Origin of the sequence: Paenibacillus suaedae, from assembly GCF_032337355.1 — a bacterium.
In the GTDB taxonomy this organism is placed as follows: domain Bacteria; phylum Bacillota; class Bacilli; order Paenibacillales; family Paenibacillaceae; genus Paenibacillus_B; species Paenibacillus_B suaedae.
The window spans coordinates 284,946-296,846 of record NZ_JAVYAA010000004.1 but is presented as its reverse complement, the minus strand read 5'-3'; the positions used below and the strand labels follow the sequence as shown (position 1 = coordinate 296,846).

Annotated in this window: 13 protein-coding genes; 7 read left to right on the top strand and 6 right to left on the bottom strand. The window is 48.1% G+C overall.

Annotated elements, in window-relative coordinates:
• Window positions 1–24: 24 nt before the first annotated feature.
• Complete coding sequence (gene coxB / locus RQP50_RS18320; RefSeq protein ID WP_072731027.1) at window positions 25–1,098, bottom strand: cytochrome c oxidase subunit II; 1,074 nt, start codon at window positions 1,096–1,098, stop codon at window positions 25–27.
• Between the two features lie 546 nt (window positions 1,099–1,644).
• Here coxB and RQP50_RS18315 point away from each other — a divergent pair.
• Window positions 1,645–2,403, top strand: coding sequence for a hypothetical protein (locus tag RQP50_RS18315; RefSeq protein WP_072731026.1), 759 nt, complete (start codon window positions 1,645–1,647; stop codon window positions 2,401–2,403).
• 138 nt (window positions 2,404–2,541) lie between these two features.
• On the opposite strand, the gene map is transcribed toward RQP50_RS18315, so the two are convergent.
• Window positions 2,542–3,336 (bottom strand): type I methionyl aminopeptidase, encoded by a 795-nt coding sequence (gene map, locus RQP50_RS18310; protein WP_315746296.1) that lies wholly within the window; start codon window positions 3,334–3,336, stop codon window positions 2,542–2,544.
• 219 nt (window positions 3,337–3,555) lie between these two features.
• A complete protein-coding gene (locus RQP50_RS18305) occupies window positions 3,556–3,744 on the bottom strand; it encodes a hypothetical protein (protein WP_021256223.1) in 189 nt (62 codons plus the stop codon).
• A gap of 257 nt (window positions 3,745–4,001) precedes the next feature.
• Here RQP50_RS18305 and RQP50_RS18300 point away from each other — a divergent pair, with 257 nt between their 5' ends.
• The 4 genes from RQP50_RS18300 to RQP50_RS18285 all read left to right on the top strand — a co-directional run bounded on the left by RQP50_RS18300 (window position 4,002) and on the right by RQP50_RS18285 (window position 7,548).
• A complete protein-coding gene (locus RQP50_RS18300; RefSeq protein WP_072731024.1) occupies window positions 4,002–5,030 on the top strand; it encodes a serine hydrolase domain-containing protein in 1,029 nt (342 codons plus the stop codon).
• Window positions 5,031–5,108: 78 nt separating this feature from the next.
• Entirely contained in the window at window positions 5,109–6,284 is a 1,176-nt protein-coding gene (locus RQP50_RS18295) for an MFS transporter (RefSeq protein ID WP_083545309.1), read from the top strand.
• A 182-nt stretch (window positions 6,285–6,466) separates the two neighbouring features.
• Window positions 6,467–7,072, top strand: coding sequence for a TVP38/TMEM64 family protein (locus tag RQP50_RS18290; protein ID WP_315746295.1), 606 nt, complete (start codon window positions 6,467–6,469; stop codon window positions 7,070–7,072).
• Between the two features lie 191 nt (window positions 7,073–7,263).
• A complete protein-coding gene (locus RQP50_RS18285) occupies window positions 7,264–7,548 on the top strand; it encodes a hypothetical protein (protein WP_021256227.1) in 285 nt (94 codons plus the stop codon).
• 146 nt (window positions 7,549–7,694) lie between these two features.
• On the opposite strand, the gene RQP50_RS18280 is transcribed toward RQP50_RS18285, so the two are convergent.
• Window positions 7,695–8,477 carry a sporulation protein gene (locus RQP50_RS18280; RefSeq protein ID WP_072731023.1) on the bottom strand — a complete coding sequence of 261 codons (783 nt, stop codon included), beginning with the start codon at window positions 8,475–8,477 and terminating at the stop codon, window positions 7,695–7,697.
• 307 nt (window positions 8,478–8,784) lie between these two features.
• On the opposite strand from RQP50_RS18280, the gene RQP50_RS18275 reads away from it, so the two are divergent.
• Window positions 8,785–9,708, top strand: a complete 924-nt coding sequence (locus tag RQP50_RS18275) for a diacylglycerol/lipid kinase family protein (protein ID WP_072731080.1) — start codon at window positions 8,785–8,787, stop codon at window positions 9,706–9,708.
• Between the two features lie 74 nt (window positions 9,709–9,782).
• Window positions 9,783–10,262 (top strand): large conductance mechanosensitive channel protein MscL, encoded by a 480-nt coding sequence (mscL, locus tag RQP50_RS18270; RefSeq protein WP_021256230.1) that lies wholly within the window; start codon window positions 9,783–9,785, stop codon window positions 10,260–10,262.
• 133 nt (window positions 10,263–10,395) lie between these two features.
• On the opposite strand, the gene RQP50_RS18265 is transcribed toward mscL, so the two are convergent.
• A complete protein-coding gene (locus RQP50_RS18265) occupies window positions 10,396–10,707 on the bottom strand; it encodes a dipeptidyl aminopeptidase (protein ID WP_315746294.1) in 312 nt (103 codons plus the stop codon).
• A gap of 237 nt (window positions 10,708–10,944) precedes the next feature.
• Entirely contained in the window at window positions 10,945–11,727 is a 783-nt protein-coding gene (locus RQP50_RS18260) for a TrmB family transcriptional regulator (RefSeq protein WP_021256232.1), read from the bottom strand.
• Window positions 11,728–11,901: the final 174 nt, after the last annotated feature.

Genomic DNA, 11,901 nt, shown 5'->3' with positions numbered 1-11,901 from the left:
ACCTCCCCTAGAAGATGCTGAAATCTACTGCTTATTGATTGCTTTCAAGGAATCAAGCTTGTAATCTGCCAAGTATTTCACGATGCCATCGAGTTCTTGCTCAGACAACTTATCTTTGAATGCTGGCATCTTATTGCCAGGCTTCACCTTCTCCGGATCCTGAATCCATTGACGGAGATGATCCTCGATCTTCTTCTGATCCAGCACCTCATCAGCGGTTTCACGGTTCAGCATGATGCCGGCTATAGCCTCACGACTGCCTATCCCTTTCAGGTTAGGTCCCATGGACGGCTTATTATCGATAGCGTGGCAAGACAAGCAGTTCTGCTTGAAGCTCTCAGCAACTTGTGTGTCACCTACGAACGGTTTTGGTTCGGCCTTCATCTCATTCACCCAAGCCGTGAATGTAGCTTCACTGACTGCCTTTACCTTAAATTCCATAAATGCGTGGGAGTATCCGCATAGCTCAGCGCACTTCCCTCGATACACGCCTTCCACATACGTCTCAATGTACATCTTGTTGACGTTGCCGGATGGGTTCGTATCCATCTTGCCCGCAATGGATGGAAGCCAGAAGGAGTGAAGGACATCAGCTGTCTTCAACTCAAGCGCAATCTTCTTCCCGTTCGGAACAATCATGTCTTGTGCTGTTGTAATCCCGTACTCAGGATATTCGAATTCCCACCAATATTGATGACCTGTTACCTTAACCTTAATTGCATCTTTGTCTTGGCTATAGTCCTCAGCGAAGGCAAATACATACTTCACCGTTGGAACTGCCAAAATAATGAGGAGGATGATCGGAATGACCGTCCAAATCACTTCAAGCTTGTGGTTCCCTTCGACTTGCTTCGGAATCTCGTTCTGTCCCGGTCGTCTGCGATAGCGAAGGACGACATAAATGGAAATACCGAAAACGACAATAACGACTAGCGTCATAATCGTAATCGCCAACTGCATTAATCCGAACTGCTTGTCTGCAATGGGCCCCTGCGGATTGAGAGCCGATATATCAGCACGACCGCAAGCACTTAGGAGCAGGACGAGTCCGGCGAACAGTGGAAGTAGTCGCTTCACTGCGTGCCACCGATTCATCATTGATCAACCCCACTTTGTACGTTTTCGCTGATTACCCCATCGCATGCTGTGTCGAAATCTCAATGCAAGTGCCCCTATGGCTTAGAAGTGAGTACAAGCTGCCGTCCATCCAGATAAGCCAATATTAACCAATCATTCATCGCGCAGAGAATCCATTGCGCAATGAAGGCGCATGCATATTCGAATTCAGACCGGTAAGAATCCTTCTTCGGAAGTCATTCTCATGTTCGAATGCCTTCAGGCAGGCCCCGGTTTAAACACGGATGTCGTAATCCTGTCAATTACTACAATCACTTACCTAAATATAATTTCCATATATTTATTTGTCAATGTTTCCCGGTCAGTTCACAAAGTGTTCAAATACTCTGAAAAACGGCTTTATATCAGTATTTGTAAACGGTTACAAAATACAAAATGAGACTGCTTGCCTTTGTCGAAACCACTCAATTTCTGGCAGTTTCCTGCCTGTTTTGATCACAAAAATCTATATTCCGCATACTCGCATGTTGATTTTTGAACACTAATGGAAGTAAATAAGGAGGTTGAATGGAGTTGTCAAATGATGTTCACAACAACGCAAATCACGTTCACTGGATTGTCACATTTATAATCGCCGCTGTCATGCTGGTCTCTTCCGGCTGTGCTGGAATGGAGGCTGAGAAGTCAAGGTCGCCGGGAGGCAACACGAAGGCGAACTATGCAGATCGGAAGGTTAAGGAGCAATCAGCACCTTCTGGAACCCCGTTGCCCCAAATGGGCACCGAAAGCAACCATCGTACGAAACAGAACACAAAGCAGTCCCATTCCACATCTCAGCCGCAGGCATTGTCTAATCCGCGTCCCCTGTTCATCAATCAATCTGTCAGCGATGCTGTCGGACATCTGGATGGAATCAGTGTAGCCTATGTCTTGCAGCATAAGGATGCCGCTTATGTCGCACTCACGCTTGATGGCACAGGCCTAGGTACAATCGGCAGCGGAGGCAAGCATGAGCAATCCCGAATCGGCGCCCCAAATACAGCTGGACATATGGAACGCGAGGCGAGTCGCTGGCCCCCGCGCTTCATTACATCGGATAGTCCGGTACGTACAGTGAAGCAGAGCGACAAATTATCAGATGAGCTCCTTCATACCATCGACAAGACAGTTCGGAGTCAGACCTCTGGAGTGAAGCATGTTCGAATTAGCGCCAATATGGACTTATTCAACGGATTAACTCCTTATGTCATGCACGCTTATCCTGGAGATTCTCTGCAATTCGCAGAGGCGGATATTATGAAGCTTATACACCGCACAATGCACTAACAACTCATGAGACGTTGAACAGATCTAACTGACGATGAGAATGAGGGATGTTACTTGCACCTAGTTTTAGGGAGAGATGCAGCCGCATCACTCCCTCATATTTCTACCTATATAATTATGGTAAATAGTTGTTCAGCCCTATCCTAATGTCCCTGACGAATTATTCCTTCCCCCTAATGTAAATGGAAGACAAGTCAAAATACGCGGTCCATCTGCAGTCACCGCTACGGTATGCTCGAAGTGCGCTCCCCAGGAACCGTCACATGTAGCAACAGACCATCCATCTGCACCCAGAATCACATCACCAGATGTACCTAGCGTAAATATCGGTTCAAGCGTTATGACCATCCCTTCTTCCAAATTAGGCCCGCGTCCAGGCCATCCATCATTCGGAATTTCAGGAGGTTCATGAATAGACTGCCCGATACCATGCCCCACAAGCGCAGTTACGACTCCATAGCCCGCATCACGCCCCATGCGTCCGATCGCAGCCGCTATATCTCCAACCGGCCTTCCAGGGGTCGCCAACTTCGCTGCATATCGTAATGCATGAAGTGTCTGTTGCATAAGACGCTTGGCCTCAGGTTGTATGTGGCCAATTCCATAGGTCCATGCCATATCTGCGAGCCATCCTTTGTAATTCACCACAAAATCTATCGTAACGAGGTCACCTGATTTAAGAGGTTTTGCAGACGGGAATCCATGGCATACAACCTGATTCACTGATGCGCATGTTGCATACGGATATCCATAATACCCTTTCTGCTCAGCAGTTGCTCCCTGCTGCAATAACCAGTTCTCTACGAACTGGTCAATTTCCACCGTTGTAACGCCAGGTGCGAGCCTTAACGCCACTTCACGATGGCAGCGGGCTGCCAAGTATCCTGCCTTCTGCATCAGCTCTAGCTGCGCAGCAGTCTTTGTATTCTCCATTGCATACTCCTCCAGCGTTACATGTCCCAATGATAAGTATATGCACGGGATCATCTATTATAGAAGCACTATTGGAACCCCTTCATTTCACTCATCCATACGCAAACAAGGCGCCCCGATTACCGGCGCGCCTACTCTGTACATATTCTCAGTTATTCCTTACATTCGCAGGTTAGCACTTCAGTTCCTCGTAATGTCTGATCGGAGACGGTTATGACGTTACGACACACTGGAATCCATTTTGCACATTTCCAATTCTACAAGCTGAGTTAATTCATCTTCATAGCCGCCCATAATCCGGTACTTCCGGATGTACTCCTTCACGAATTTCCGAGGATTCTTCGGACGGAAAATACGTGTCATCTCCAACAAGCTTTCTTTCACTTCGTTGTGACCTTTTGTTGCCATGAAAATTCCCTCCCAAAGCGTTGTAGATCATGCCCCGCAACGGAGAACCAATTGGACTATCGCTTCACTTACTGGAATTTGCAACCTTTTAGTTCTAGTATATCATATTCAGCCGAGCTGCAAAATCACACCAACATATCTTAATCATTTCTCCATTGGGTATGCTAGTAACAACATTAGAGTTAACATACAACGCGTAATCATGCTGTCGTAAGGCTGAAATTCCATTACTACTACAATAAACAGGAGCAATCTCAATGAATCAGCATTCCTCGAGTCCGATTCAAGCTGACGCAGCAGAACAGACTGGATTTGACCACATTAAATTGCAGCAGGCATTGGATACGCTGCCTAAATTGTTCCCCCGTATGTATTACTTCGCGTGTGCGCGTCATGGACAAGTAATCGCTGAGGTGTATGCCGAAGGAGTAAGACCTGGGCAATTCTATGATCTGCGTTCCGCTACCAAAAGCTTCATTTCAACACTCGTGGGCATTGCCGTTCATCGCGGGGACATGCCTTCGCTGCATGAACCAATCGCTGACTATTTGCCGCAAGACATCGTGGGCAAACGCCAGAAAGATACTTGGTGGCACCGCATTACCTTCAAGCATTTGCTTACAATGACATCGGGCTTGCTATGGGAGACAGGCAATCGACTCGGAGAGCGCTGGATACGCAGCTTCCATAACAGCAGCAGCTGGGTAAAGTATGCGCTGCGACTGCCCGTCCATCCCGAACGGTTCGGACAATTTCAATATCGGAGCATTGATTCCCATCTGTTATCGATCCTGCTCACTTCCTGCACCGGGATACGTGCAGATGAATATGCAAGAGCGCATCTCCTATCTCCAATAGGCATCGATCATTACCGCTGGGACTTATCCCCTGACGGGCATGCAGCAGGCCATGTTGGACTCTGGCTGACTGGACCAGATATGCTTCGATTCGGCCAGCTCATACTAGACGGTGGTTCCATCCAACCTGCTGGTAATGAAGGATCAGACGAGCGCTTTCACGTCATACCCTCTACATGGATTACGGAATCGCATCGCCCCTATTCACCTGGCATGCCTGCTTTTGGCGCCTACGGCTACCAATGGTGGCTCCACCAATTAGGCAGCGAGGAGGCAGCTTGTGCAGTTGGTCATGGCGGACAAGTGATATATGTAGTGCCGTCGCGCTCCCTTACTGCCGTGTTCGCTGGCAATCCACATGTATGCCGGTGGAGACATCCGAAGCGTTGGATGGAAGAGCAGCTGTTGTCTGCTGCTACATTTTCTTAATATTCAATCCGACTATCGCTGCTGGCGAGGGCTTGTGCCGCACGATATAATGGTACAATCAGGAAAGGGGCGTTGTATGTGAAAAAAATTCGTGCATTAGGCATGGGAAGGGACATCGTGCTGCTAGCCGTCATCTTATTCTTCGTTGAATTTGTGCGAGGAGCAGCGCTCGTTTCATTCATCCCTATCTATGGCCAGAACATACTGTACATTAGCCTTGCCATTATCGGGGCCGCGACTACCGCACATTACTTGACGGATACGCTGCTTAAGACAGCTATCGGATATTTGCTGGATCGTTTCCCCGCCAGATTGATTATTAATATAGGATTGCTTATTTCACTGACAGGGATTGCTCTGTTCCATTACGGAAATATTCCATGGGTGTTCATCTTGGCAGCTGCCTTATATGGCGTTGGAATATCTCCCGTATGGATTGTCTGCTTAACGAAGGTAAAAGAAGATCAACGAGCCGCCCAAATGGGCTTCCTCTATATGATATGGCTGGTTGGGATGGGCGCCGGCCCTGTCGTGTTGAACCTCATCCTAGACTATAAGCCTGCAATCTCTTATTGGCTGCTTGTTGCCTTGTCCACTGTCGCTTGGCTGCTTAGCTTTTTCGTCGCAGGCGGCAAGCAAGCCGAACGTATTTCCGTTCCATTTCGCGAGCAGTGGGAGGCACTGCGCGAGAAGCTGAAGGCGATCAAGCCGCTGCTGCCCGGCATGATTCTGCAAACACTCGGAGCAAGCATGCTCGTGCCGATTCTGCCCACATTTGTTGCAGAGTCTTTATCATTCACCGAGCACAGAGAATACTCACTTCTTCTGCTCCTCGGGGGCGGCTGTACAGTACTTGGGCTAGTCCCGATGGGCAAATGGTCAGATAAGAGCAGCCGCAAGCCATTCCTTGTGATTGGATTCGGCATATTCGCCTTAACGCTAGCCTCATTGTCACTGCACCCGTCGAAGTTGGTGGCTTACGGACTTGCCGTGGTTCTTGGCCTGTCATATTCCGCAGTGCTTCCTGCGTGGAATGCACTGCTCGCCCTCTATGTCCCATCTGGTCAGAAGGGACTGGGATGGAGTCTGTTATCCACTGTGGAGGGCATTGGCGTCCTCATTGGCCCCGTTCTCGGGGGCTTTATTGCGAGCGCTACGTCTGCCAGCATGGTCGTATGGATTAGCGCAGCATTGTTCGGCATCGTCTCCATCGTGTATTTGCTATTTCCATCACGCTGGTTTGCAGAGCAATAGCTTCAACGAACCATTATGCAGCGAGTTCCGGTGAGTTCCGGAAATTGTAATGAGGTTTCTATTTTATCTAATTCATGAACCGCAGTAGATTCAAGACAATGAAACTATTAGAACGCTCATACGTTACATGTACTAAGCAACAGCGTAAGGAACTGTAGTTTCAACATCGGGGGGAACTTGTTTTGTGGGAGTGGATACATAACACCATCAGTTGGCTTAAACATTTGGATATCAATCAAGTCGAGCATTGGATGCAGCAATATTCGAACTTGGGGCCGTTACCTGGCATATTGCTCCCGCTCGTGGAGGCCATCCTGCCTTTCTTACCGCTTATCGTATTTGTTATGTCAAATGCAGCAGCTTACGGCTTAGGGCTTGGCTTCCTCTATTCCTGGATTGGCGCAAGCCTTGGGGCTTGCCTTGTATTCTGGCTGGCTCGTAAGTTCGGCGGCCGGTTCAGCGCTTACCTGCAGAAGAACATGCCTTCATCGCAGCGATTCTTCTCATGGCTGGAGACCAAAGGATTCACACCGTTGTTCATCTTATATTGTTTCCCATTCACACCATCAGCGCTAATCAATATCGCAGCAGGAATTAGCACGATCCCGTTTCGTACATTCATTTGTGCCGTATTTGCCGGGAAGTCGGTCGTCATATTTATCATGGCCTTCATCGGCCACGACTGGCAGGGTTTTATCCATCAGCCATGGCGCATTCTAGTTGCGGTTGCTGTTCTGTTCCTGCTCTGGCTCGGCGGGAAGAAGCTCGAAGCTCATTATCAACTCTAGAAGCTGTAGACATCATTTACTAAGGAATCGAATCGCTCATTCTTTGAAATAACTGATTCTTTTCCTTTGTATTCATCACAGGATATTTTCAAGTAGGCAGGGCACCTTAATAAGAGCATTCAATGAGGTGATGATCCATCACCTGAAGCTTGCCGCTTGCACGCAGCAAACGAAAGGAGCTCATGACCTGCATGACTGAAAATGACCATAAGATGAATCCGATATCGAGGGAGCATGTTGAAGTGGACGGCATCTATGCCAATGAATGGGGACGCGAGGAAGTATTGCACCGCGGTCAGACCTTCCCATCTGATCCTCAGCTTGGTGCGTCGGAGTGGGAGCTCCAGCAATATTTGTTCGACAATCACCACACGGGTGAGACGGATCAGCGGCTTATTGCCAAATCAGATGAGACAAGGCAGAAGCAATCCAAGCAAACGAGTCCACGCAAGCATACCGACCGTGGCGACAAATAAGCCGCATATGTTCATGCTTCCTTAAAATGATAGGGAGAGATTCAAAGCTGCCTACAGCCCCGAATCTCTCCCTTCGTTATGTATATTCGATTCATATAGCCAATCGATGAAGCGTGAGGCAATTTTACCTTGCACATCTGGAACAATTACAAGTGCTGTCGGATCATTTCCGCCAGTTCACCCGCGAAGCCTTCAGCCCCCATGCTGCGCCATTCGAGGTTCGTAAGCGGAAAGCGAAGGAAATGATCAACTGTCGTATCCGTATCCACAAGTATCCCCCGCACATTACGCGCACGTCCATTGAGATAGACGAGCAGTTCTGTCTGGTGTTCTGCCGCCAAAAAGATGAGCTCCATTTCTTCAACTTCTCCGCGAAAATAAGAGGTAGGAATGAATTCGAATTGCTGTACGAATGGGAATTTACCGCCGATTCGTGGGGCATGAATACAGTCCGCAGTCCGCAGTCGGAAGCCAAGTCGGTTCACACCGTCAATTACAATGCTCTGCTCAACCGTAGGGATAATTTCGATTCGATCGTGGTCATTTGGCTCGATGTTACGAGTACGGTCTACGCCTAGCTCTATCATCAGCCATACAGGGGTGTTATCAATCGTAAGTGGAACCCGATTCGGCAATACAATGGAGAATGACTCATCCTTCGTCTCACTCGTACTTAGCGTGAAGGATTCACGGATTGTATAGCGCTCAAGCTCACAATAACTGCGCTCGCTTCGACCATCCAATTGGCGCGCATACTCCGTCATTAATACAAGCTCAAGGCGCTCGACATACTGTGGGATATGGCCTCCCCGCAGCTTCACAATTCCACGTAATTCCTCGCCCGGTGCATATCTTCCACGTTCCAGAAGCGTATCGATCTGGGCCGTGCCAAGACCAATGCTCCCTAGGAAACGGTTGAACATGGACATTACCTTGTCCCTCCCCTGAACTATTCACATGAGCAAATATGGAAAATGTTTCTTATACCCATTCGACAGCTTCCCCATTTTCCCTTTTCGACACGAGCAAGAAATACTTAATTTTGAACGATGTTCATGAATCTCTCTCACAAACATTTACATTTGATATAAACTTCCTGCCCGAAAATCACCCCAAACAGAGAACGTTCTGCTATTATGGAATAGCAGTAAACAGAATAATAGTCAGTTGCAATCTCAATATAGTGCCCGTATGAAACGTCTTGGATTCGGCAAACATGGGAGAGATGGAATCTTGATGCTCTTTGTAATCAATCAACATGCAGGCAATGGAAAAGGGCTGCGCACATGGCAATTGATAGAGTCGCGCATGCAGCAGCTAAAGATCGAATATACCTCCTGCGTGACAGCAACACCCGAAGAAGCAGAGATGCACGTAAGTGCTCATCTTACGAAATACCCTCGTTCTACGATAGTGGTACTCGGCGGAGATGGAACGATTCATCGACTACTGCCAATTCTAGCAGGTACCCAAGCTGCATTAGGAGTTATTCCTGCTGGCTCAGGCAATGATACCGCTCGAGGATTTCATATACCTACTGAACCATTGCAAGCATTGCATACCATTCTTCACGGGCAGCGAAATGCTGTCGATCTGATCGAGATCAACGACAAGTGGACATTGACCGCTTTGGCGACAGGATTTGATGCGGAAGTAGCAGAAGCCGTCAACCGGAGCCGTTATAAGCGTTGGTGCAACCAACTTCGAATAGGCTCCGCTGCCTATTTGATCGGTGCGGTCATCGCGATGTTCACGTTCAAGCCCGCAAGAGCCTCCATTACAATCAACGGTACCATACATCATTTTGACAACGTGTGGCTAGCGGCTATCGCCAACTCCTCTTCCTACGGGGGAGGAATCCGTATCAGTCCACAAGCTGACCCACATGACGGAGAGCTGGATATATGCATTGTACACAGCTGCACCCGTTGGACCTTAATGAAGCTATTCCCGACCGTATTTTCCGGCAAGCATGTGAATCTGCCTTATGTCTCGATGCTGCGCGGACACGATGTTCATATCACTTCATCGAACGCTCGCGTTGCTTATGGTGATGGGGAACGGATTGGCACTACTCCGCTCCAAGCTGCAATTGGTAGACATAAGCTGCTCATGCTTCAGCCTTCATCAAGTCATCATTACGAATCGAAGATTGTCTAAAAAAAACTGTTTCTGTATCGCGATTAAGGGTAAGTATTACATGGTAATGCCTACATGAGAAAGGGGAACCATTCGTGGGAGAATCAAAAGTCAAATCATTTTTCGGAGAATTTAAGCAATTTGCAATGCGAGGCAACGTTATCGATCTAGCAGTCGGTGTTATTCTCGGTGGCGCCTTCAACAAAATCGTGACTTCGGTTGTCAACGATCTCATTATGCCTCCACTCGGTCTGTTGATGGGCGGAGTCAACTTTAAGGATTTGTTCCTTAACTTGAGTGATCAAGACGTATCGTCATTGGCGCAAGCACAAGCAGCGGGAATTCCCGTTATCGCATACGGCCAATTTATTAGTATTATTATCGACTTCATCCTTGTGGCCTTCTCTGTGTTCCTGCTTATTAAAGGGATCAATGCGCTTCATCGCAAGAAGCCCGAAGCACCTGCAGAGGAGACAACAAAGTCTTGCCCATACTGCCTGTCGGAAATTCCGAAAGAAGCTACTCGCTGCGGACACTGTACTTCTATCCTGAACGAGTCCGAAGCCAAAGCGTAACGAGCACGTTCGGTAAGTTCTCCATTTAAAATCATTCAACAAAAGACCTTCTTGCTGCACCACACCATCCTCGTGATGATGTCTGTAGGAAGAAGGCCTTTTTTGTCCAATCGGATATAACGAGACTACATGGCTATATGGAGCGGTTCGGCTTGCTCATAAGCTGCTCCGCAATCGCGCGAAGCTGCATATCTGGCGTATATACTTCCTCTCCCATATCCACTTTTTTAATCCGAATTTCTTCTACATCTGTACCCGCGTAATCTGGTTCGAAGCGAAGCGCTGCTTCATCCGTACAATGAACTTCATATCCCATCATGCGCAGCATTTCCTGCATATCATCCACAGTTGGCTTCTCTTTATCCGGTGTCATAACTAGGCCGCGAAGCTTCGCGATCTCGTCAGTTCCGTGATGAACAACTTCAAAATGTACAATGCACTCCATACGATGCCCTCCTCTTGCTGTCTCTTAGCGAAGCTGTCCTTCCTCGTATCTTCTCCGAAAGAAGATCGGCACATACTTTACATGCATATGAAGTCTTCAACATCCATTACATGTATCTATGTCAAACACCGATTTGGCTTGCTGGTATACTAGTCGTTCCGATATGTTTCTATACGTAAAGATACTTTGACCGGTTTCGGGTTTTGGTCATTTTTCACTTATCTGTCACGATTGATGTTAATCAAAATACGATGAGATGACCGCTTGGATCCGCTTGTTAAATGCCTCTGCATCTTCAGCCCCCATCTCGCTTTGCCATTCGTACAATACGAGATCCTGTACGAACTTCCCTAAGACAAGCCGGGTGATCGCTGCATGCTCTGTAAGCAGCGCCTTCGTTGCCACACCTTCCCCCATTGACCCAACCAATGCTTCCTTACGATCAATAATAAATGCAAAAGGACGCGTGTGACGCATGCCATCTGCATCGAACAAGGAAGGCACCCGCATACTTGCATTGTCCTCCGAACCCGCGATGGACCACAGCACCTTCACTCCCCGCGCCTCAGCAAGTGCCAAGTGCTCCCGAATTAAGGTCGCATCCTCTGGCCACACATCTGCGATAATTTCCAGCTTAGCCTCCTGCAGTACGCGTTTCACGGTCTCGATAACCGCCCGCTCACCTTCGATACTGTAGAACGAAGTCTCATCCGCTTCTGTCACGGGCATGTGCTCCCGAATATAGTGAAGCGATGAATCTAATCGAGAGGCTAATATGCGCGTCAATTCCTCCGGCTGCAATGCCGCATAGTGAGAGGGTTCTCCATCCCGATGCAGAATGACTCCATGATCAACGAGCCGCTGTAATGCTGCATATACATTGGAGCGCGACACGCCTAGTTTCTTAGCAACCTCATACCCCGTCATCGCACCTTGTTCGGATAGACTGACAATAATTTTAGCTTCCATCTCGGTAAATCCCAATGAACGTAAATGTGTAATTAGACCTTGACCTTCCATCGTACTCCTCCTACTCTAGGTGTCTCCTTACTCGTATTGCTCGTACAATGAAAAAGAGGCCGCCGTATTTCCATAGATGGCAGGCCCCTATTGTCATTCCATGCATATAAGCTGACTGATACACATTTCCCATTCCCAGTTTAGACTTCTTGCAGCTGGGTTGTTGTCAGTCTG